At 58.6% G+C, this 22,110-nt stretch carries 21 protein-coding genes and 2 pseudogenes; 15 read left to right on the forward strand and 8 right to left on the reverse strand.

Features of this window, described 5'->3' with window-relative positions:
• Nucleotides 1-34: 34 nt before the first annotated feature.
• Both F758_RS44340 and F758_RS0122400 read right to left on the reverse strand, forming a co-directional pair.
• Nucleotides 35-529: a Mov34/MPN/PAD-1 family protein gene (locus F758_RS44340; RefSeq protein WP_198026539.1), complete on the reverse strand. Its 495-nt coding sequence runs from the start codon at nt 527-529 to the stop codon at nt 35-37.
• A gap of 8 nt (nt 530-537) precedes the next feature.
• Nucleotides 538-2,241, reverse strand: a complete 1,704-nt coding sequence (locus F758_RS0122400) for a ThiF family adenylyltransferase (RefSeq protein WP_024509973.1) — start codon at nt 2,239-2,241, stop codon at nt 538-540.
• A gap of 159 nt (nt 2,242-2,400) precedes the next feature.
• On the opposite strand from F758_RS0122400, the gene F758_RS49735 reads away from it, so the two are divergent.
• The 4 genes from F758_RS49735 (at nt 2,401) to F758_RS0122425 (ending at nt 5,538) form a co-directional block, all read left to right on the forward strand.
• Nucleotides 2,401-2,580 carry a hypothetical protein gene (locus F758_RS49735; RefSeq protein ID WP_157450106.1) on the forward strand — a complete coding sequence of 60 codons (180 nt, stop codon included), beginning with the start codon at nt 2,401-2,403 and terminating at the stop codon, nt 2,578-2,580.
• 1,024 nt (nt 2,581-3,604) lie between these two features.
• Nucleotides 3,605-3,859, forward strand: coding sequence for a hypothetical protein (locus F758_RS0122415; RefSeq protein WP_024509974.1), 255 nt, complete (start codon nt 3,605-3,607; stop codon nt 3,857-3,859).
• Nucleotides 3,856-4,644, forward strand: coding sequence for an amidohydrolase family protein (locus F758_RS0122420; RefSeq protein WP_024509975.1), 789 nt, complete (start codon nt 3,856-3,858; stop codon nt 4,642-4,644). The genes F758_RS0122415 and F758_RS0122420 overlap by 4 nt, the downstream gene beginning before the upstream one ends.
• Nucleotides 4,645-4,809: 165 nt before the next feature.
• Nucleotides 4,810-5,538, forward strand: a complete 729-nt coding sequence (locus tag F758_RS0122425; RefSeq protein ID WP_024509976.1) for an autoinducer binding domain-containing protein — start codon at nt 4,810-4,812, stop codon at nt 5,536-5,538.
• A 1,206-nt stretch (nt 5,539-6,744) separates the two neighbouring features.
• On the opposite strand, the pseudogene F758_RS47990 reads toward F758_RS0122425, so the two are convergent.
• The 3 genes and pseudogenes from F758_RS47990 to F758_RS53005 all read right to left on the reverse strand — a co-directional run.
• Nucleotides 6,745-6,906: pseudogene (locus F758_RS47990) on the reverse strand (integrase); the annotation flags it as partial.
• A 118-nt stretch (nt 6,907-7,024) separates the two neighbouring features.
• Nucleotides 7,025-7,399: a helix-turn-helix domain-containing protein gene (locus F758_RS0122445; protein ID WP_024509978.1), complete on the reverse strand. Its 375-nt coding sequence runs from the start codon at nt 7,397-7,399 to the stop codon at nt 7,025-7,027.
• A gap of 4 nt (nt 7,400-7,403) precedes the next feature.
• Nucleotides 7,404-7,544, reverse strand: a complete 141-nt coding sequence (locus F758_RS53005) for a type II toxin-antitoxin system RelE family toxin (RefSeq protein WP_349543147.1) — start codon at nt 7,542-7,544, stop codon at nt 7,404-7,406.
• Nucleotides 7,545-8,031: 487 nt separating this feature from the next.
• On the opposite strand from F758_RS53005, the gene F758_RS47995 reads away from it, so the two are divergent.
• Together F758_RS47995 and F758_RS53320 are read left to right on the forward strand one after the other, a co-directional pair.
• Complete coding sequence (locus F758_RS47995) at nt 8,032-8,319, forward strand: DUF3892 domain-containing protein (protein ID WP_084305573.1); 288 nt, start codon at nt 8,032-8,034, stop codon at nt 8,317-8,319.
• Between the two features lie 263 nt (nt 8,320-8,582).
• Nucleotides 8,583-8,744 (forward strand): annotated as a pseudogene (locus F758_RS53320) (hypothetical protein); the annotation flags it as partial.
• A gap of 288 nt (nt 8,745-9,032) precedes the next feature.
• On the opposite strand, the gene F758_RS0122460 reads toward F758_RS53320, so the two are convergent.
• The 3 genes from F758_RS0122460 to F758_RS0122470 all read right to left on the reverse strand — a co-directional run bounded on the left by F758_RS0122460 (nt 9,033) and on the right by F758_RS0122470 (nt 12,345).
• Nucleotides 9,033-9,941, reverse strand: coding sequence for a LysR family transcriptional regulator (locus F758_RS0122460; RefSeq protein WP_024509979.1), 909 nt, complete (start codon nt 9,939-9,941; stop codon nt 9,033-9,035).
• A 384-nt stretch (nt 9,942-10,325) separates the two neighbouring features.
• Nucleotides 10,326-11,198 carry an isocitrate lyase/phosphoenolpyruvate mutase family protein gene (locus tag F758_RS0122465; RefSeq protein WP_024509980.1) on the reverse strand — a complete coding sequence of 291 codons (873 nt, stop codon included), beginning with the start codon at nt 11,196-11,198 and terminating at the stop codon, nt 10,326-10,328.
• A 10-nt stretch (nt 11,199-11,208) separates the two neighbouring features.
• Nucleotides 11,209-12,345: a pyridoxal phosphate-dependent aminotransferase gene (locus F758_RS0122470; RefSeq protein WP_157450108.1), complete on the reverse strand. Its 1,137-nt coding sequence runs from the start codon at nt 12,343-12,345 to the stop codon at nt 11,209-11,211.
• Nucleotides 12,346-13,060: 715 nt separating this feature from the next.
• On the opposite strand from F758_RS0122470, the gene F758_RS0122475 reads away from it, so the two are divergent.
• The 9 genes from F758_RS0122475 to F758_RS0122515 all read left to right on the forward strand — a co-directional run bounded on the left by F758_RS0122475 (nt 13,061) and on the right by F758_RS0122515 (nt 22,098).
• Entirely contained in the window at nt 13,061-15,202 is a 2,142-nt protein-coding gene (locus tag F758_RS0122475) for a TonB-dependent receptor (RefSeq protein ID WP_084305575.1), read from the forward strand.
• A 27-nt stretch (nt 15,203-15,229) separates the two neighbouring features.
• A complete protein-coding gene (locus tag F758_RS0122480) occupies nt 15,230-15,913 on the forward strand; it encodes a MotA/TolQ/ExbB proton channel family protein (RefSeq protein WP_024509983.1) in 684 nt (227 codons plus the stop codon).
• 3 nt (nt 15,914-15,916) lie between these two features.
• On the forward strand, nt 15,917-16,312 hold the full coding sequence (locus tag F758_RS0122485; RefSeq protein WP_024509984.1) for an ExbD/TolR family protein: 396 nt from the start codon (nt 15,917-15,919) through the stop codon (nt 16,310-16,312).
• A 493-nt stretch (nt 16,313-16,805) separates the two neighbouring features.
• Nucleotides 16,806-17,087, forward strand: a complete 282-nt coding sequence (locus F758_RS53325; protein WP_157450109.1) for an energy transducer TonB — start codon at nt 16,806-16,808, stop codon at nt 17,085-17,087.
• 97 nt (nt 17,088-17,184) lie between these two features.
• Complete coding sequence (locus F758_RS0122495; RefSeq protein ID WP_084305579.1) at nt 17,185-18,837, forward strand: DUF1592 domain-containing protein; 1,653 nt, start codon at nt 17,185-17,187, stop codon at nt 18,835-18,837.
• Nucleotides 18,838-18,850: 13 nt separating this feature from the next.
• Complete coding sequence (locus F758_RS0122500) at nt 18,851-20,185, forward strand: DUF1552 domain-containing protein (protein ID WP_024509987.1); 1,335 nt, start codon at nt 18,851-18,853, stop codon at nt 20,183-20,185.
• A gap of 17 nt (nt 20,186-20,202) precedes the next feature.
• Nucleotides 20,203-20,739, forward strand: a complete 537-nt coding sequence (locus F758_RS44345) for a c-type cytochrome (RefSeq protein ID WP_024509988.1) — start codon at nt 20,203-20,205, stop codon at nt 20,737-20,739.
• A gap of 8 nt (nt 20,740-20,747) precedes the next feature.
• The gene (locus F758_RS0122510) at nt 20,748-21,449 is read left to right on the forward strand and encodes a cytochrome b/b6 domain-containing protein (protein ID WP_084305581.1); all 702 of its coding nucleotides are present in this window, start codon (nt 20,748-20,750) and stop codon (nt 21,447-21,449) included.
• Nucleotides 21,415-22,098 carry a CC0125/CC1285 family lipoprotein gene (locus tag F758_RS0122515; RefSeq protein WP_157450110.1) on the forward strand — a complete coding sequence of 228 codons (684 nt, stop codon included), beginning with the start codon at nt 21,415-21,417 and terminating at the stop codon, nt 22,096-22,098. Before F758_RS0122510 ends, F758_RS0122515 begins: the two co-directional genes overlap by 35 nt.
• The last annotated feature ends 12 nt before the right edge of the window (nt 22,099-22,110 follow it).

Raw genomic sequence — 22,110 nt, forward strand, 5'->3', positions numbered from 1 at the left:
TCGGCGTTCGCAAAAATGCAGGTATGATGCAGCGTCAGTTTGCTTGGCCCTCGGCAGCGTCGAACAACTGCAGTTTGGCCGGTTCAAGCGAAAGACGCGAGCAAAAACCCCACCTCGGCTTCAGCGCGGCCACCCAGATTGCCGAGTCCCAGTGTCCTGGGCGCCCGAAGAGCACAGCCATCAGCGGATGGACAGTGCGGGCTTCGCGAGATTTGATCAGTTGCCGGGTGACCTGTCGATCTGTCCCACTAAGGTCGCCGAATGTCGCGTCAGGGTGCGTATGCCAATCGCCAATGTAGACGTGTGATCGCCCCGATTGTTTATAGTGAAGGGCGATTTGAGAAGCTTCCCACAGATGGTCGTGCTGATACGAATAAGGTTGATGATCCGAAGCCGGACCGGGCCCGACCACCTGGGTTACGACTGCGGTAACGGCATCACCCCAGTAACCGATGAGAGCTCCGCCCGTTTCAAGCGGATACCGCCGATCGGCCTCCTCGATCAGCAACGCCAAAGTATGGAATGACATCCATACTGTTACTTCTGGCATGAGCACAGCGGATGAGGGGCCAATCTGTTCTCGCGCCAATTTGGCACGCGGATTCCATTCTCGCCTTGGAAGGCCAACGTGTACACGAAGGATGATGAAAGGCGGTGCCTTTTTGCAAAAAATCCAGCAACAACACGCATCGCCTGCAGCGATAGCTCCTGGAGATCAAAGAACGTGCCGGAAAACGTGCGCTCAGCACATCCAGGTGGCTGGATCAACTCGGCTTCGTCGAACATCCCAGGCGGAGCTGAGATGAGATTAGGTTCATCTTGCCATGCCCACTCCAGACACACTGGGCATCCGCTGCCAGGCATGAAAAGAGAGACCACTCCGCCCGCTACCGAGGGAGAAGCGTACAGAACGACGAGGGGTAGTGAACGTGACCGCGCCTGATCGTGGATCAGAGATGTTGCTCCAAACGAAGCTGTTCCATCGATAATGAGATCAACGCCGGCGAGGATCTCCTCCAGCACAGAAAGATCTCCCATGTCAGTGTTTGACGTGAAAGCACCCAAACAATGAGTTATGAAGCTCACCTTCGTTGCCGGGTATTCGCGCGCGATGAAGTCTGCCAAAGCCTGATTTTTCAAGCGCCCCCAAGCCGAAGATCCCAGAGGCCAGCGAATAGTGTTTCCCGGTTCGACGACGTCGAAGTCCATTAATCGGAGTTCTCCGATGCCATTACGCGCCGATTCGATTGCAAGTGGAGCACCGATCGCACCGGTGCCAATAAGTGCAACTGACCGCTCCGCCAGACCCGAAATCGCAGGGGCTCGAGAAATCAGATCATCCCTTCCGGCTCGCAAAGTCCTTACTACGGTAGGCGTAAGTTGAGAGGCAGACTTCTTTCCAGGATAGAATGCATCGCGCTTACCCCAAGCCAGGACGAATAGCCACGACTCGCCATCTCTTCGAAATTGAGTCTCCGTGGGATAGAGAAAAGCAACGAGTTGGCCGCGTTTTGACGAGGATTCGAAATTGAAACCAAGGGCGGGATTAGCGCGCCTCTTCAGCAGCTCACCCGATCCGATACTTTGATCGTTGATCAGCGGTGTCGGAAGAAGTTCTTTGTCCCGGCGTTCCCAGGGGATATCCATCTCCCGGACGCCTTCGCCTTGCAAAGCGCTCGGCATGGGACCATTCCAGGACGCCACTTCATTTCCGTCAACGTCCAGCACGGTTTTTACTGCGGCTAAAAAAACAGGACCGCTGCAATCGCCAGATTTGTCGTCGAACCGAGCGACATAGGCGAGCTTCAACCTTCCTGGAGCCTTCGCCTGCAACAGCGACCAACTGGAATCGATCAGGCAATACGAATCTGGCCCGCTGGCGAGATTCCACCATACCTCTGCCGGCTCGCCCTGTGGATCTTCGTCCGGGCCGCCCTCAAGCGCCGACTGCAGTTGCTTTCGCAAAAGCTCGGGCACAGTCCAGCTCGACAACCATTGGCGGGTGTCCCGTCCAAGCAGGCAGAGATTGCCGTCAAGGGGCGAGCGATGCCGCTTCGGAAAGAAGCTTGAATCCGTCAAGTAGATGAGCGGACGAAGGTGAGGGTAGCTGTCCGGATAGATGGCCCGGAGAGGGACACGTTTGTCACTCAGCGGCCATTCGAAGCTCAACTCGAGCCGACCGTCCGCCAAGGCTCTTTGATCGACCTTCGGAGTAACCTCTGCTTGAGCAAAGGCGTCCATCTCCCACCGAAACCGACCCGGAAAACGCCGGTCCCAGAGGGGCTTCGGACTGTCCTGCTGCTCTGCAGGTATCTCCATCACTTAGCCCACACGGCGCGGCGGAGGTTTCGGAGGTTCTGGCGGCCCCGAGGGCTTCGGCGGAGGCTCGGGAGGGTGCCGATGGTCGTGATGTTTATCCTGATCATGCCGCTCGTGCACGTGGTGTGGTTCGTCATGACTGTGGTGCTCACGCCCACCACTTTTCTTCCCGTCGCCCGACATTTCTCCTCCAGTGGTCCTGAACTCAGTCAAATCCCAAAGACCGATTCACCAAAAACGATTTTATCGAGTGCTTCCTGATGCGCTGCGAGGTTCGCGAGATTCTTGTAACTGGTTTTTTCCGTCACTGGCATCTGTACGACCGGGCATCGTTTGCAAAGGGGGACGCCGCAGGAAGTCTCCTAGCTGCTTTGATTGAGACGTCACGAATGAGGAGTCGGGGTGCATCAATTTGGGGACCACGTTCACTTGACACCGTTTTCTCTGTCCATTTTCACCGAGGCCATCAAAATCATTCGCTGGCCCAGTGATGCCGAGTGCATTGCCCCAGAGTCCTTCAGGCACACATTGATAGAGCGGCTCTCCCGCATGAAGCGCCGCACCACCTGCTCACGTTCAGCCGAAGCTACTGCTGACCGCTCTTGCTAGGTTAGACGGATCCAGCCGCATCGTATGTCCAGCTTCATCCTTCTTGTTTCGCCTTAGCGCAAATAAAAAATCGAGACAATGCCGCCGGAAAGAAGCGGATCAAATCGTTGATGCGTTTCGGACAAAAGTGATGCGCCACGAATTCAGCGACGGAATTAGTGACGCGCTCTGTACGTTACGTACCAACATATTTCCTTGCCTGCAGACCCGTCATGATTCGGTGGCGCTGATCCTGCTAGACGATACGTCGACGTAGAGCCCGTTGCTGAGACCAACAACATTCCTCTCACGTTTGTTAGCTGGCGACCAACCGATGGTTCAAGTGGGGAGATTGCTAGGGAAGGTCAGCGTTCATAAGGAACTCAAGGAACACGAATATCGTGCAGACCTTGCGCCTGGAGCCATCCGCGAATACGTGGCGGCCGCCACAGAATGATAGTCGAAACCAATGAAGACGCCGGCATTGGCGCAACGGACGACAATTGTCGGAAGGCCGCGCAATGAGTCTGGAATCCGCTCACGAGATGTTTGCATCGCGCGAGAGTGATCGGAATGGTCTAGGGAGCCAGCTCGCTTGCGAATGGACGCGGCTGCGAAAGGAGCAGATCCTCTTCACTGATCTGCATCTGGCGCGCTTTTTGCGTAACTAAGATTTACATAGCTGAGGAATTATCAAATGAGCATCTGCCGCGAGCGCGTATTGACCATCGCGTGCGAATATACGATCTTGGGGCTCGGCCCTGTCGGCAAAATCATCGCGGCCGGGCACCACGCCCCCAACAGGCACCGAGACGTCGTCCGCTCCCGGCTTGACCAGAAGCCGGAGAGTTCGCCCGCCCGCTGGGCCGCTGTTGAGAGCCTGCTTTTGCGCGTCAACTGCGAGCTTGCGGCCGCTCTGCCGGTTGCGCTCTGCGGCGAGGCCGCTTCATGAGGATCGACTGTGAGGTCCACGTCTTCCGCCGAGAGAGCCGGGGGGCCACGCCGGTCATCGACGGCTCCTTGGAACGGCTGGAAGGCGCTGCGCGCGACTGCTCGGTCACCGGGCTGGTCCTGGTCCAGCCCGCTTTCCTGAACGACGACCCCACGGAGCTCTTCGCTCAGGCGAGCGAGGCCCGAATGCCAGTGAGGCTCATTCCGCCCCTTGTGCGACCGCTGGCACCTGAGGTCCTGGAGGAGTGGGGCCGATCAGGCGCCGTAGGTTTGGCGGTAAGCCTCGACAATCCCGATCCACTGGCCGAGTCCTTCGAGACTGCTCTTCAGCTGGGCTTGCACTTGGAGGTGTCCGGCGGCATCGAAGGACATGAGCGCGTCGCTGAGCTGCTCTTGGCAGACGGCCATCGCCTGGTGTTCCGAGGCTTCGGGATTGTAGATAACGCCCGCGATCCTGCCTGGGATCCGCGTTTGGAGCGATTCCTGGCGCTTGCAAAGGGCGCCGAGGTGTGGGTGAAGCTCTCGGGGATCGCACGCGTCCCTGATGGCTGGGCCCAGGCGGCGGCAAGCGGGATGCTCAAGGCGCTCGGGCCAGAACAGCTGGTCTTCGGGTCGGAGTGGCCGCACGTCGCGGCCGCCCACGCCTATGCGCCATCCTACGCGCAGACCCTGGAATGGTTCGAGGAGCTCGTCCCAGACAAGGACGCTCGCGGGCGGATGCTCGGCGAGACGGCAGCTGCCCTCTACGGCTTTCGGCAACTGAGACCTGTGGACCTGACAAAATAACCAAATGAGCATTCAGAGCGGGCCCGTCTACCGGACTTTGTGGCGTCGGAAAGCACTTCGCTTAAGTAGCGTCGGTAAATCGATGCGGTCAGAGTCTTTGCGGCCAAGCGCGCGGTGAGGCTATTGGAAAGTACAGTGATTATGTTCAGGACAGTAGAGCCAGGAATGAGCCCCGTCGAAAGCATATTTCAGGAATTCATCGATGCAATCCAAACTGCAGTCACCGCTGATGAATTCGAGCGGGTCGGAACGCGGCTGACGCAGAGACTTGGCTTCCAGCGATTTGCCTATCTGAGCCTGAGCGGCGACACGCCGATGTTGATCTCGTCCTATCCGAAATCTTGGACCGGACGGTACTTCCAGCTTAGATATCAGCAGCTCGATCCTGTGGTGCGTCGCGCACGTGCGGAAAATGCGTTGTTTAGCTGGGGAGGCGAGGGCTCAGCCCCGGCCGGCACCCGCGAACAGCGCCAGTTCTTTGATGAAGCCGCGACGTTCGGGATTAGGTCAGGCATTACCGTGCCGATCAGAAGCGGGTTTGGACGGATGGCGGCATTTACACTCGCGACGGCCGACCGCAATATCCATCCGGAGCGACTCGTCGCTGAGTGGAAGGATCTCCTACAACTCGTCGCGCTCTATTTTCATAGTCATGTCGCCGTGAAATCTGACGTACCCGCGAGCGGGGAACTCGCCGGCAGTGAACTCACTCAGCGCGAGCGTCAATGCCTGACGTGGGTCGCGCGCGGAAAAACTATCGCTGATATCGCGGTTCTGGTCCAGATTAGACCGCGCACTGTCGTTTTCCATCTTGAGAACGCCCGCCGCAAGCTGGGTGCAGCATCGATTGCCCACTGCGTTGCCGAGGCATTGCGACGCGGTCTGTTGTCCTAATCATCCCGATACAGACCGCGCATCGTGTTGCCGAGACACTGGCTCGAGCCAGCCAAGTTGATTGTGGCGATGATCAAGCACTTCATGCCGACCGACTGAGCTGTTGCGAAAGCACGGCGAAATGCTGCTCAGTCCTTTCCTGGGTCAGCCGAGAGATCCGGATAGCGCTCGCGAAGCAGGTCGAGGAACGGATGCAGCGATGGATTGCAAGTTGGCCTGTCGCCAATAAGCGCGAAGCTCAGCCGCGTCGCCCCTCGGCATCATGCACCTCGCGGAAGGTGACAACCGGATAGGCTGCGCCCGTCGCACTTTCCAATGCCAGCAGGATGCCCCCGCGGCGCCAACCAGGGCGAGAAGCCCCGGAGATTGCCGGCGTGAGGCGTGAATGCGTGGATGTCGATGGTCAATCAACCGCTCTCGCCTCGCCAGCGGGTCTTGAGGCGAGGGGCGATTGCTTCCGTTTGATCCATGATGCGTTGCGGGGAATCGAGCAATTCCTGACCTTCAATGGTTGATCGCGCCGGCATTGGTGCGCTCGAAAAGGTGCCGCCCAACCTGTATTCTAGATTTCGCAGGCAGCGGCTTAAGAGTCGACTGCTTGATTTTGAGCGTCTCTGCCGCTTGGCCTGGGCTTCGGTGCTGTGACGCCGCGATCGCCCAGCGTAGATCTCGAAATTCGAGTGGCACGGTCGAAGCCCTATAGCGAGTTGCCGGTGACCAGATTTTGTCTTGAATGCGTCACTCCGTTTGCTTGATGCGGCAAACGGCCGGCTGCTTAGCCTCCCTATACTTTCTCGATGCAGCTTCGTGCTGGCAATCACTGTCAAAACGCGACTTAGTGCCTCCTTCGCCTCATTGCTCGGGTTGTTGGCTTTCATTCCATTTTGCCCAACTGCTCGAACGTCTCACGGACGAGCCCACGCGCAGGCGCCGACATTGCATTCTTTTCACCGCTCACACGGCGGGGAATGAGCGTCGATGAAAACGTCCCGACGCTTCAACCGTCACCTCGCGTCCAGCTTGACGGCCTGACAATCATAAAGTCCGGAAAACAAAAACTCGGTGGTACGAGGAAGCTGTTTTCAGCCGAGGCTTTCTGTTTGTGACAAATTCCGTGAAGTATGCGCGGATTCGCGCCTGATCACCTTCACCGTCGCCGCTCGCCGCGCCGCTGTCGTGAGAGGGCCGCGAACCGGCCAAACTCGTGATCATGCGCTTGCTGTCGATGTCGGCGACCTTGAGCGAGATCACCTCGGTGGCAAGCAGGCCGGCGCCGTAGGCCACGCTCAGTGCCGCCTTGTACTTCAGCCCCGGTGCGGCATCGAGCAGCCGCGCGACTTCCTCTACGCTGAGGACGACCGGCAGCTTGCAGGTGATCATCCGTTCCGATGTCCACGGAAATCATCTATCCGATCGAGACGAGGTGCGAATTGCCGCGTGCCGCGATCGCCCGTTGGCTCGGATATCGATATTTGCGGGTACAGTTCTAAACGATGTCGTCGATATCGACGCGGAGTGCGGCCGCAATCTTCTTAAATGTCTCGACGGTACCATCCCGCTTTTCATTTTCGAGCTGCGAGATGTAGGGCGCAGCGAGACCGGTTGCCTCGGCCAAATCCTTTGCGGACATGCCGCGATACTCGCGCCAGACACGGAGCTTGTTTTCGCCGTCGAGGATTCGGTCCACGACCTCCGCCGGGATCAATTCCTCTTCGCCAGTCGCGAGGCGGCGCTTGATCTCGTCAAGATCGCGCGCGTCGGCCGCGTCCTCGGTGGCTTCAGTCAGGCGCTCATATTCCTCGAGAGGAATGAGCACCATGCGTTCTCCGCTCGGGGTCGTGATGACATTGGGCTTGCTCATGGTCCTAGTCCTCGTAAGCGCTGCTGCGCGGGGCCACCTTCAACACGCTCAGGATAACGCCGTCCTGGGTGAAGATGACGCGCCAATCGCCAACCCGCAGGCGGTATTCGTCCTCGCGGCCTTGAGCGAATTTCCATCGCTGAATATTAGCAAATAGCTAATATTAGTCAAGTATAAAATAGCAAATAGCTATTTTTGGCCTTGCAACTGTCTGTTGCAGGCGTGCGATTCAGTTCGACCCTTAAGCTGGAAGTGCCGCTCCGGCGCCTCGCACCTTGTCAAACTGGGCTTCCGTCGGCAGGGCATTCAAACTTTCCGCCGAGTTTTTTGCAGGAGCGTGGGAGCGCTGCTTTGCAGCAGGGGCTAGCTATTCGATCATCGAGCCGAGGACGGCAAGATCGATCGCTCTTCTGCCAATCAATCGAGACTCGAGCTTCTTCTGATAGGCGTTACCGTCGGACTCTCGGCGTGGCATTTGCGATCAATCGGGGAGCTTGTCCCGGCTGAGCTCGTAACCAGGGCCGAAGCCCCGCTAGTCGTGTCTCGAACACTGGAATCTAGCTGGCCCTTTCTTCGAGATCAATGGCTCGGTGCTTCGGACGGGTCATCTTGTTTATGAAAGGGTAGCGGCAGTGGCTGACTACAGGATTGATTGCGTTAATAAGCCAGACCGTAAGAGTCCCCACGAGCACATCACGCACGTAGGTGGGCCCAAGCCAGACGGAGCAGGGCGTTGGAAGGATACGGTTCCGAATATTGTCCGATTAATCGAGCGAGGAACTCACCACTTCTACACGGCCGAAAGTGGGGCAACAGCTTGGGTCGGCGTGCGGATCAGTGCTGCCGGCAATAAGCTTTTGCAAACCCACGCTGACGGCGTCTGGAAGTATAATTTGCTCGCGCTGAAAGAGTGCAGCTAACGGTAAAGGACGTTCTGGCCGGTGATCATCAACTGCTCATTGCCGATCAGATCGCCGCGGGCGCGGCCTCAAAGTGCGGCAAGTTCGCGAACCAAACGCCCGATGGTTCGATCTTCAAACGTCCAAGCTTCGACTGCTCGGGTAGCGCCCATGGTCTGCTTAGAGGGCGCTTAAGCAAGAGATTCACATCAATACCAATATGATGTTGATCTCACCGCAATCGGTGTTGGCCTCGTCGGTTCCGTTCGCATAATCGGGCCTTCGCCGCGCAGATCATCCATTGCAGCGACCGGCTCGGCCTCGATCCTGAAAGGATTAACGTCAATGGCAGCACGATTTCCGTCGGCGATCTCTGGACCCGCATGGCGTGGGCCATGATGGCCAGGGATGAGCGGTACAGGGAACCTATCGCGCTCGCGGCGTGAGAGATCGCGCCAGACATCCGGTGTGACGTATCGGTTGGGGGGCTAACAGCACGTAATGCTGGGCCGGTCGATCCGGTGATTAGGACGACCCGCATATCACCGAATGTGTGCTTTTGACCAGGATCTGATCCGCGAAAGGCCAGCGGTCACGTGAACTGCGTTAACAGGCCGAACACATGGCTGCTCCGACAGCCCAGACGCCGAAGAAAACGCTTGCTAGCTCGGACAGCTCTCGGCGCTTGTTGGAGGATCCCTCGAACAGCTAGCGCTGCGATAGCTAGCGCGATATTAAGCGGCTTCCAGCAGAGCGGCCTTTTTGCAAAGGCGGACTAGCCACCGGCAAAAAGCACGAGAGATTTCAGAATTGTCACTCCGGTCGACCGCATAGGCCCGATATTGCATGCCGCTGGCGGTACGTGACCCTGGTACCACGTGCAGAATGCCTCGGCGCACTAGATCGCTGACAACAATTTCGGGCGCCACCAGAAGGCATTTTCCTGTCATGACCGCCGGTAGAGCAAGGTAATTGTGATCGTATCGCGCGCCTGATTCTATGTCTGCAAAGGTCAGGTTCATCGCCCGCAGCCATGTGGGCAGTATGTCGGGCCGGGATGTGATGTTCAGAATCGGCATCGAGCGAACGACTGAGAGATTCTTGCCCTGCACGTGATTTGGCGAGCCCACGCAGACGAGTTGCTCGTTGTAGACCTCCCAATTATCGGCCGATTCGATCATGGAAAGATCGCGTGTAATCAAGACGTCGTAGTCGTCGGAAGATGTCGGCTGAGACAGTGAACTGATCACATCCACGATTACGCCGCCTGTTTCGGCCGAAAATGCCTGTAGATTCGGAATCAGAAGGGAGTGGGCGAAGGTCGAAAGCGACGTACGGACCACAATCCGATTGGCGTTGGGACGATTCCGCCGGCGCATTCTCTTAGCGGTGAAGCACACTGTGTCTAGCGGCTCGGCGACGGTGTTCGCAAAAATCCTGCCGAATTCCGTCAGTTCGCTCCGCTTGCCGCGTCGTTCGATGAGGTCAGTACCCAGATAATCTTGCAGCACGGCCAGATACCGACTGATGGAGCTCTGTGTCGCTCCCAACGCGCTAGCCGCGCGCGTTACGCTTCCTTCTCGCGCGATCGCCACGAACACGCGGATTGCGTTGAGGGGCACTTCATCGTCGTCGCTAGCCATCTTCTGTTCCGGCAAGTTCTGGGATGTCCGCCAATTTTCACGGTGGGCATTGCCAACTGAGGATATTCCATCACATTAGTTGATCTTTATAGCCGGATTGCTGCTTATCATCGATATCTCGGGCAGAAAACCGGCGGCTCCGCGTAAGTCGGTACGATCCGTACAGTCAGGCCCAACACGTCGATCGACCGTCGGCTCCAGAGCCGCATTTAAGCGCGCCGTGAGAGTGATCGGCGTGATCACCTCTTCTCGCGAACGACATCACTCGACCTTCTGGAGGAGAATGCAGTTTACTCAAATTTTCTCAACAGCGTCACGATCGCCCTGGTTCGGGAGCCGTCGACTGTGTTAATCTTGATTGTCGCGACGGGAAGGAGAGCTCGTTCAGCGAAGGAACCGAGCTTCACCGGCCTTAGCCTCGTCCATCTTCTGAAGTCTGAAAATCTCTTCGACCGGCAGAATGTCCTTGTGGACGTTCTGGACACCCCCATCGGCGATGATCCGGCGGAACGCCTCCTGCATACCAGTTGCGGCAGCGCGGATGCCATAATTCCCGTAGATCATCATGCGGATATTGCCGAGCGCCTTCACCCGCTCGGCACTGAGGTCAGGGTAGGCGTTCGGCACGATCACCAGCGGCACCTGTCGGGTCCAGGCGCGCGAAAAGCTTTCGATCTCGGAAGGATCCTTCTTCTTGGAATGGATCAGGATCATGTCGGCCCCAGCCTCCACATAGGCTTTCGCGCGATGCAGGGCTTCCGCTTCGCCGCGGCCCGCGATCAGCGCTTCGGTGCGCGCGATGACGAGAAAATTCGGCTCCCGTCTTGTCGCGACGGCAGCCTCGATTTTGCCTTGAAACTCCTCAATGCGCAGCAGTTCCTGGCGACCGTCGGCAATAAGGCTGGTCACCTTCGGAAAGGTCTTGTCCTCGATGACAACGGCGCTGGCGCCGGCCCGCTCGTATTCGCCAATGGCATGGATGACATTGATCGCATTGCCATAGCCCGTATCGATATCGGCGACGATGGGCAGGGCCGTGCGTCCGGCGATCGCCCGCACCATGTCGAGATGCTGTGTCATCGAGATCAGGCTCATGTCCGGCAGGCCAAATAGCGCGGATAGCTCGAAGCCGGAGGCCCACAGGCCGTCGAATCCGGCCTCTTCCGCGAGGATCGCTGAAAGCGGGCTATGGGCAGCCATGATGTGGACAAGGCTGGTCTTGGCCATGCGGGCGCGGAGGCGTTTGGCAGGGGACATCGGAAGACTTTCAGGACAGGGCGGCGCAGGCGGCAATGATGCGGTCGCAGGCGCGGGTGAGGTCCTCGAGCGACGAGGCATAGGAAATGCGGATATAAGGCGAGGCCATGAAGCCGCTACCGGGAACGACGGCAACCGCAAACGCGCCGAGCAGATACGTGGCGAAATCGGCGTCGGTTTCGATCACCTTGCCGTCTGGCTTGCGCTTGCCGATAACACCCGCGCAGGAGGGGAAAGCGTAGAACGCACCTGCCGGGACCCGGCACGAAAGCCCATCGGCCTGGTTCAGCTTGCCGATAACGACATCGCGGCGCTCGAGAAATGCACTCGCGAATTCTTCGATATGGTGCCGTCCGCCGGACAGCGCCTCGATGGCGGCATATTGCGAAATCGAGCTGGTATGCGACGAGGTCTGGCCTTGGACGAGGTTCATGGCCTTGATGAGCGCCAGAGGCCCCGCGCCATATCCGACACGCCAGCCTGTCATTGCGTCGGCCTTGGATACGCCATTGACCGTCAGCGTGCGCGCGTAGAGGTCCGGCGCGACCGCAGCCATGGTAGCGAAGGCAGCGCTATAGGTGAGCTTCTCATAGATGTCATCAGACAACACATGGACGTGGGGACGGCGGCGCAGTACCTCGGCGAGCGCCAGTAGCTCGCTTCGGCCGTAAACCGCCCCGGTCGGATTGCAGGGTGAGTTCAGGATCAGCCATTTGGTTCGCGGCGTGATCGCCACATCCAGCGCTTTAGGCCGCAGCTTGAAGCCGTGGAATTCATCGCAAGGGATGAGAACCGGCCGCCCGCCGGCGAGCGCCACCATGTCGGGATAGGAGACCGAGCACGGCGTCGGAATCACCACCTCGTCGCCCGGATCGAGACTGGCGAGGAGCGCGTTGAAGACAACTTGCTTGGCACCACAACCAACCGTGATCTGGTCGATACCATAATCGAGCCCGTGATCGCGACCGAGACTCTTGCGGATCGCCTCGCGCAGCGGCTTGACCTCGGCGACGGGCGTGTATTTCGTCCGCCCGTCGCGGATGCCGGCCTCGCTGATCGCGGAGGGCATGTCGAAATCCGGTTCGCCCGCACTGGGCGTGATCACATCTTCGCCCTGATCGCGCAGTTCGGCGGCGCGAGCCGCCATGGCCTTGGTTTCAGAAGGGCGGACGACGCTGAGCCGTTCTGCACCGAGAGACAAGATGGAATACCTGCCAACCGTGAAGCAATTTTCGCCGACGTCTACTCGCTCTGTGAGGCGCTAGCCACTCGGATTATCGCATTTTCAAATGAAATCATCGAGAATCGCGATGGACTACGTCTGTCGCGTCACGGCGTTCTTGCGCCATATCATGAAGCGGTAGAAGGAGCGGGGAAGATCAGTAAGGCCATGATGAGTACCTGAAGGAACGAGCGCGCCTAGGAAAGATCGTATGAAAGGCCCGCACGACCCTGCGGTTCGGTTCCGTCTCGCGGCGCGTGCATGTGTTTCCTAAAGCGGGATCTTCACTCCGCCAACGAGTGCATCAGCAGGTCGCCGGTCCAGGTCGGCCAATTTGACTGTTCGCTGGACCGCTCGATGAGCTTTTGAGAGAGATAAGTTTCCAATCGCGAGACGAAGGCGGATTGAACTCAGGTAGTGGAGCCCATTGCTAACCGCCCAGGTCCAATTCGCGAGCGATCTCCACCAAAGTAAGCGCGCAACAGCCGAAGGCGGAACAGATCATCGCAACTGCGCAAGGTCGCATCCAATTATTCGATGAGCGTCATCCGACTGTACAAATGAAGCGCCAAGAGCGTGAGCCAACGCCGGGGCGATAAGCAGCGAGGCGGTGCAAGCGAGAAGACAGAAGGGGCTTCAGATGCGACGTTCGAATACTGCAGACCGGCGACGGATCAGCCGCCGCTTTATCGACGCCGCGCTTTGGTTAGCTGCGAGCGTTCCGCCGGTAGTGGGAGCGACAGGTGCGCATGCCCAGATGACCGATCTCGGGACTGTCCAGACTTCAGACAGTGCTGGCGATGTCAATTCGGCCGTGTATCAAGCGCCCACGACAACGCCCTTAACGGTGACGCAACCGACCTCCGTCATCAGCAGGCACTATATCGAAAATAACATTCCGCAGACGGCCAACTTCGACCGCGTCATCAACGTTGCGCCGAGCGTGATGGTTCAGCCGAGCGGAAGCGGCGGGGACGACGCCAAGATTTCAATTCGCGGCTTCCAGAACGGCCAATTTAATACCACGCTCGATGGAATTCCGCTTCGGAACTTCGGGCTCACCCAGCGCAGCGGTACTTTCATCATGACCAATGATCTCGGGCAGGTCGCTATCGACCGAGGTCCTGGCACCGCGTCGACCGTCGGTGATGCGACTTTCGGCGGCACCGTGGCGCTCCAAACCAAATCGCCAATGTCGACCATGGCCACAACAGCGACCACGGGCCTTGGCAGCTTCAACACTCAGCTCTACGGCGTCGAATTTGATTCCGGTCCGATCAAGGGCGCGAATGGTGCTTCGCTTTTCTTTGACACGCAATATACGAAAGGCGACAGCTATTTTACCAATGTTGGAAAGGAGCGGAGAAACGCTATCCTGAAAGTGGAGCAACCGCTGAGCGACAATACAGTCGTCACTTTCCTAACGCTCTATAACGATATTACACGAAACTATTTTCAGGGTGCTTCGCTTGCTCAAATTGCCGCCTTCGGCCCGGACTATGGGCTGTCGTCCTCTCCAACCAAGCAGGGATACGCGGGCTACAACCGCTGGAATCTGAAGACGGACTTCGAGTACCTCGGTGTCAAGTCGGACTATGGCGAGGGCTGGCATCTCGACCAGAAGCTCTACACGTATGGCTATTACTACGCCCAACCGATACTTCTGGGTAAAGATGTCAGCGAAAATTCAATTGGCACGCCGTTTGGCGTGCAGGATGTGCCGGGCACACGAAATCCGGTGAACTACCGCGCCTACGGCGATGTGATCTCTCTCGAAAAAGATCTGACTTTCGGCGACATCAAGGTCGGTACCTGGGCGGAGCATCAGCCGGTTTATCGCGCGAACTATAATGTGGACATGACACTAGGGCAGAAAGTCATTTCCGCCAACTACGACCAGCATCTTTCATTGGATACGGTGCAGCCGTTTGTCGAAGCGGACTGGAAAGCGCTTCCCGATCTGACGATCACCACCGGTGCCAAATACGCCTATGTGCTGCGCAGCTATGAATCGGTCGTTGATCCGAACACGCACGGGGCGGCGCAGTATAGCCAGACTTGGGCGAAGGTGCTGCCATCGCTTGCCGCGAATTACAAGCTGTCGCCTAACTGGTCGGTCTATGCGCAGGCGGCGGAAGGCTTTTTGACTCCACCCGCTGCTCTGCCCGGCACAGCCAACGTCCAACCGCAAACCACCTGGAATTATCAGGTCGGCACGTCTTATCAGACCAAGACGTTCACGCTTGCCGGCGATTTCTACTACATCGACTTCAACAATATGATCGTATCGCAGACGATCGGCGGTATCGCGAACTACTTCAACGCTGGCGGTGCCATCTACAAGGGCGTGGAAGTTGAAGGAACAGTCCACGTGGGTAACGGCTTTAGCGTTTTCGCCAACGGCAGCCTTAACAGCGCGAAGAACAAGCAGACCGGGCAATGGATCGCCCAGGCGCCGAACGCGACGCTCGCAGGTGGCCTAATCTACGAAGAGGGCAATTGGCATGCCTCACTGACGGACAAATGGGTCGGCATGCGCTTCGGCGATGTCGGGGAAAAGCAGCCGCTCTCACCATTCAATCAGCTCGACATGGCCATCACGTACAAAATCAAGAACCCCCTGCCTAATTTGACCGTAGTTACCGCAAGGTTTGGAATCGACAACATCCTCAACAGTCACGCAATCGTAGATTTTGCCGGCTATTCCGGCACGACGGTCACCCCCCTGTTCTACACGCAGGTCGGCCGGAACATCTATAGCAGCCTGACTGTGCAGTTCTGACGCCAATCATCATCGAAGGAATTGAACATGACCCTGGATCGTCTCACCGAGCTCGCGGCGCAGTCCGACGGCATTCTGTATGTAATGGCCATCCTGCTTTTAATCGCGCTCACCGTAATTATCGAGCGTTTCTGGTACCTTGGCCGGACCATCCGCGGCGGAAAGCGCGTCACAGCTACCGTTGCTCAATTCGCGCACCTGGACCGGAAGACGCTTGCAGACCTCGTCGAGAAATCGCCGCGGCTGCCACACCGCACCTTGCTCGAAGTGCCACTCCACCATTCAGAGCTGAAGGACGCTCATCGAATGTCCGAACTGCTGGAGGAAGCGATCCTGTGGCAGGCCCCCAAGCTGGATAGCCGGTTGTGGCTGCTCGACACGATCGTGACGCTGGCGCCGTTGCTCGGCCTTCTCGGCACAATCGCTGGCATGGTCAAGGCGTTCGCTGTCCTTGGCGACGCCGGCAATGCGGCGACCCAGATTACCGGCGGCGTCGGCGAGGCTCTGATCGCGACCGCGTGCGGTTTGCTTATCGCCATCGTCGGTCTCGTTTGTTTCAACAGCCTCAACAACTGGACCCGGCTCATCGTTCATCAACTTGAGACTTTGAAAATTTCCATAGTCAACCGTCTCGATGCGCCTCGGGCAGCTGCAGGGGATAGGCGTGCTCACGGTCCCGCAATCCACCCCGTCGCGAATACGGGGACCTAATCGATGCGATATTTGGAGGTGCGGAAGGGCCGCATAGAAATCATCCCGATGATCGACATCATGCTCTTCTTGCTGGTGTTCTTCATCATGATCACGTTGCGAATGATCCCGGCGACCGGCATCGCCTCGCAGCTTCCGCAGAGCAGCACGACACAGGATCTGCCCCACCCAAAGATCGTCGTTACCCTGTCTGCCGACGGCGCTATCGAGACGGATGGCCAAAAACTGACTATCGACGATCTGACGGCAAAATTGGCCGCCGAGCCGGACCGAGAGCACGCTGCAGTTACCATTGCCGGAGCCGGCACCACAACGCTGCAGAATCTTCTCGCTGTGATGGATGCGTGCCGCAAAGCCGGCATTGTCCAGGTGGGCCTCGCCGCGAAGGACGCCAAGTAGGAGTGCAATCGTTGTGAGCATCGCGACAGCCGATCATTTCAGCCTACCGCAGGAGCGCTCCGCGCTACCCGCTTCGTTTGCCGCTGCGCTATTGCTGGAGGGACTGTGTTTTCTCGCCGTCGTGGGCTGGCTCACACAACGCCCAGTCAGGATCGACGCGTCGACGCCGACAATGCAGATCTCGCTAGTGGCCGCTCCACCTGCGCCGGCCGATGCTCCGGCGGATCCGCCTCCTATGGTCGCGCAAACTCCGCCGGTGGCGGAAGAGACTCCTCCGGTACCCGAAGAGCCTCAGGTTACTCCACCGCCCCCGGAGGTCCCTCCACCGCCGACGGAGGTTGCTCCACCAGAACCCACTCCGCCGCCTCCGAAGGCGGAGGCGCCGGTCGTGCGCCCGAAGCCAGCAAAACCGCCGCAGCAGGTCCAAAAGAAACCGGCCGCGCGCCCCGCGCAGCAACAAGCGGCAGCTAGCACAGCGCCAAGCGCTGGCGCGATGTCGAGCTTTCAAGGCCAAATGCGGCGAGCGGTAGAAAGTGCGCTGATCTATCCGGCATCGGCGCGTGCCTCAGGCCAGCATGGTCGTGCGCGCGTGACGTTCGACTTTCTCGATGGACGCGTATCGGCGGTCAGCTTGGCGCAATCGAGCGGGTCTCCAGTTCTCGATCAAGCGGCACTCGCTACGGTCAGGAGCGCGCATTATCCGCTTCCACCGCCGGAGCTGAGCCACCGAACGCTTCATCTCAGCATCTTCGTCGAGTTCAAAGCAGGGATGTGATGGCAGGGATGCCATGTTTGAGCGAACGCGCGAACGGGCGATATTGTGAGCGCAAAGAAAATCGCAAACGGACGCGTAGTTATCGAGAGGCCGAATAATGAAACGCATGCGAAATCTCGCCATCTCCATTCCATCCCTAATAGTGATGGTGTCCGGCGCGATGGCTGCCGACATCACGTCAGCCCGGACCGGCGCCAATTCGGAAATAGTGAGCATGAGGCGGCTGACGGAGGCAGAGTATCGCAACTCCATTGCCGATATCTTCGGCACTGAGATTGAAGTGCGCGGTCGCTTCGAGCCCATGATCCGCGTTGGCGGCTTGCAGGCAGCCAGCACTTCGGTGCTTTCGGTAACGCCCGTGGGCTTTGAATCCTTCACCAAACTGGCGGACAGCATCGCTACCCAGGCGACGGAGGAGAAATACCGCGCCAAGCTGCCTTGCGTGCCCAAGTCGGCCAAAGCGCCCGATGATGCCTGCACGCCGCAGGTGCTGAGCCATTTTGGACGGATGCTGTACCGCCGGCCATTAACCGAGGACGAGCTCCAAAGCGCCGTCAATCTGAGTCACGCACTCGCCGAGTCGCAGAACGACTTCTATGCCGGCCTACGCTATGGCCTGGCCAGCTTGCTCCAGGCGCCGGATTTCGTGTTCCGCATGGAAACTGCGGTGCCGGCCGGCAACAAGCAATGGGTGCTGGACTCTTACAGTAGGGCCACGCGCCTCAGCTACCTGATGTGGGATTCAACGCCCGACGCCGAACTGTTGCAGGCGGCCGAGAAGGGCGACCTGAACACCGCCGCCGGCCTCGAGAAGCAGGTCGACCGCTTGATATCTTCGCCGCGCCTGGACGTTGGAATGCGCGCCTTCTTCAACGACATGCTGGAGCTCGATAATTTCGATACGGTCTCCAAAGACAGCATCCTCTATCCCAAGTGGAGTCCAAGCATTGCCGCTTCAGCGAAAGAAGAGACGCTGCGCACCGTCATTGACTTGGCATTGCATAGTAACGGCGACATGCGCGACCTGATGACCACGCGCAAGACCTTCCTTAACCGCAATTTGGCGGCTGATTATCAGCTGCCGTTTCAATTCACGGGTGAATGGATGCCGTATGAGTTCGAGCCCGATTCCGGGCGCAGCGGCGTTCTTACCCAGGCCAGCATGCTGGCGATGTTCTCCCATCCCGGCCGCAGTTCACCCACCAAGCGCGGTGTGGCAGTGATGGATATTTTTCTGTGCGAGCCCACACCCGCGCCGCCCGCCAATGTGGATTTCTCGGTGGTCAATGATACCAGCGGCCCGTTGAAGACCGTGCGCGAGCGCTTGATGGCGCATGCCAACAATAGCACTTGCGCATCCTGCCATAACCACAGCGATCCCATCGGGCTATCCCTTGAGGGCTTTGACACGATCGGTCAGCGCCGCTCCATGGAGAATGGCCAGCTGATCGATCTTACGGCCACCATTCAGGGCAGAAAATTCGTGGGCGCCGCCGGACTTGGCCAATTTCTGCACGAAAACCCCAAATACCCGCTGTGTCTTGCGCGTAAGGTCTATGCGTACTCCCGTGGCGTGAACAGCGAGGATGTCCCCGCTTCGGCCTTTAAGGCCGCCTACCAGGCTTTCGCGAATTCCGGTTTTCGCATGCGTTCCTTGCTGAAGAGCATGGTCGAGGACAAGGACTATTTCAGCGCAACTCCGCCTTCTTCTGAATCAAACAGCTCGGCGCCCAACGTCGCGGACCAATAGATAGGACCCCCTCATGAAGATCGATCGCAGATCCCTGCTCCGGGGTACGTGCCAGGGCGCTCTAGCCGTCATGGGCCTGCCGTTCCTTGACTGTTTCTTGGACAGTAAGGGCGAAGCGCTGGCCGCGACGGGAAAGCCGCTTCCCACGCGCTTCAACACCTTCTTTTTCGGCCTGGGCCTGACCTCGCAATTGTGGATTCCCAAGACGGGCGGGAAGGACTGGGAGATGACGTCCCAGTTGAAACCGCTGGAGGCCTATCGCGCTAAGCTGAACGTCTTCAGTGGGTTGCGTGTCCCGCTTGATGATAACCCCAACCACCAGCATTGGTCGGGCGCAGCGGCCGCTGCCACCGGCATTTCGCCCGCCAAGGTGAACGAGTTCGATTCCAAGACCATCGACCAGCAGATCGCCGATGTTATCTCGCGCGGTACCCGGTTCAAATCGATTTCGGCGTCCTGCGCTGGCGACCCGAAGCAAAGTTTGTCGAGTCTAGGGGGGGCTAACACAATTCCGGCGGAAGCTTCGCCGCTAGCGCTCTACACCCGCCTGTTCGGGCCAGGCTTCCAGGACCCTACCAAAGGCGACTGGAAACCGGATCCCCAGACGTTGATCCAACAAAGCGTGCTGTCGGCGGTGGCCGACAACCGCAAGCGCGTCATGCAGAACCTCGGTCCCGCCGATCGCGCACGCATGGATCAATATTTCACCTCGGTGCGCGAAGCTGAACTGCGGCTGGCCGCGGAACTGCAGCGTCCCGAAATCCAGGCCAACGTCACCATTCCCCCGGCGCCCGCCGAGATGGTGTGCAACAATGCACTCCCTAATCTCCGCAAGGCAACACCGTTGATGGCGCAGTTGGGGGCGCTGGCTCTCGCCACCGACCAAACCCGGGTGTTCAATCTCAGCGTCTCGGAGCCCACGTCGCAGATCTTCATGCCGGGCGACTCGTTGGCCTACCACAACACCACACATGAAGAGCCTATCGATCCGGTCCTCGGTTATCAGCCGCGGGTCGCGCAGTACAATGTGGACTCGATGGAGCTGTTCGCCATGCTCTTGAAGGAGCTGGACGCCGTGCCCGAAGGCGACGGCACCGTCCTCGATCATAGCCTGGTCTTCGCCTTTACCGACCAGAGCTTTGCCAAGATCCATGCCGTGGATGGTCTTCCGATCTTTGTGGCCGGTAGCGCCAGTGGCCGCATGAAGACTGGCTGTCATGTGCCTGGCGACGGCAGTCCGGTGTCGCGCGTCGGCCTGACGATCCAGAATGCGATGGGCGTGTCACTCGACGTCTGGGGCAAGGGCTCAATGGAGGTGAGACAGCCATATACGGATTTGCTGGCGTAAGGGCGTCCGTTAAATCGATGGCGATCAAGATCGCTGTGTTAGTCGGGAGTTGGTTTCATATGTCTGCGTTGGGCTTTCGCTATGTTGCCGCAGCGGCGTGTATAGCATTCGGTCTTGTTGTCTTGGAGAGCGTCGCCGGTCCGGCAGAGGTCGCGCAAATCAAGTCCCGTCAGGACAAGTTGCGCGACATGGGAGGCGCCCTAAAGGCGATCAACGACGAGCTCAAGAAGCGAAGGATCGATTGGGACAATACGGTCGTGCCCAATGCTCAGACGATCAAGGATCGCAGCGGCTACCTGCTAAACTGGTTTCCCAGGGGCAGCGGCCCAGAGTCCGGAGTCAAGACCTATGCGCTGCCGGCGATCTGGCAGAACAATGATGATTTCGTAACGTTGGGCAAATTAGCGCAGGTCGAGGCTGCGAAGCTGAATCAGGTTGCGCTCAGCAAGGACGCGAATGCACTTAAGGCGCAGGTGGAAGCGATGGGCAAGGCCTGCAAGGCCTGCCATGACGGCTATCGTTCTCCCGATTCCGAAAAAGAAGACGAAAACTAGAGCGCTCCATGACTTCAACTGAGAGCCGCATGGACGCGGCCCTGGCCGGCACAGCGGAATTGAGAGTGTGGGACCTGCCAGTGCGTATCATGCACTGGTCGCTGGTGATCGGGATCGGGATTTGCTGGTGGACCGGCCTTCACAATGAACTCGAATATCATCTCTATAGCGGCTATGCGATCCTTTGGATCGTGCTGATGCGTCTTTATTGGGGGTTGGTCGGCTCTTCGACCGCGCGGTTTGTCAATTTTGTGCGCGGTCCGAAGGCCATCCTCGACTATGCCAGCACGCTGCATCGGCGCGATACGCCCCACACCCATGGCCACAACGCGCTGGGCGCGATTAGCATTGTCCTCATGATGGGGCTGGTCCTGGCCGTAGTGATTCTTGGCTTATTTGCGGTCGATGTTGACGGGCTCCACTCGGGACCCTTGTCTGGTTACGTGACGTTCAAGCAGGGCCGCCATCTCGCGCATCTCCACTATTATTGGTTCACCATTCTTCTGTGGGTGATCGCGCTGCATTTGGCGGCCGTGATCTTCTACTTCATCTACAAGCGCAAGAATCTCATCGGGCCCATGATCTCCGGGAAGCGCCGCGGCGATGTCGGCGATACCGAGATGAAGATAGCGCCGTTGTGGAGACTTGCGATCGGCGCCGTCGTCGCTACCGCCATTGTATGGGCGGTATCGATCGGCTTCTATTTCTGAGGAAATGAAAAAGAGCAGGCAGGCAAGAATGAAACGCCGTCTTGGTATTGGGTTTGCGCTCGCAGCGCTTTGCGCTTCGGCGGGAATCAGTTTTGCGGCGGAACAGCCGCCGGCCGCCGGCGCCCCGTCTCCCGCGCAATCCGCGGAAGCCTCCGACAACCTTCCCATGGTGCCGCCGGCCAAGCCGCGGGTTTTCACAAAACAGAACAAGAGCGCCGATCAGATTCACCTGGTGGTCGCCGGCCAAAAATTCACCAGCCGCAGCGACATCGAGAAGTATCTCGCTTATCGCGCTGCGGAGCTGACTATGGAGCAAAAGGCCAGCTGGTTCACACTTGTTGAATCCCGCACCAAAGGCGACACGGCACCGGTGCCAAAGCGCGATCCTGCCGGCCTGCGCTACAGCTTCCGTATGGAATACTTCCGGCCCGCCTGGCGCTACAAGACCAGCGGCTCCTCGGCTTGGAAGACTTGGAGTCCTTTCGCGGGCACAGCATTCATTTCCGATGACCCCAAGAGCATCACCGATTTCGAGGTGAGCGCCGACATCGTGCTTCACAAGGGGCAGATGGACGACGCCGACCCCCTGGCTTTTGAAGCCAGAGCGGTATCTGACCTCTTGATCAACCAAGTATCTCCGCCGGAATAGGCGGCAAGGAAT

It is taken from the genome of Bradyrhizobium sp. ARR65 (assembly GCF_000472385.1).
In the GTDB taxonomy this organism is placed as follows: domain Bacteria; phylum Pseudomonadota; class Alphaproteobacteria; order Rhizobiales; family Xanthobacteraceae; genus Bradyrhizobium.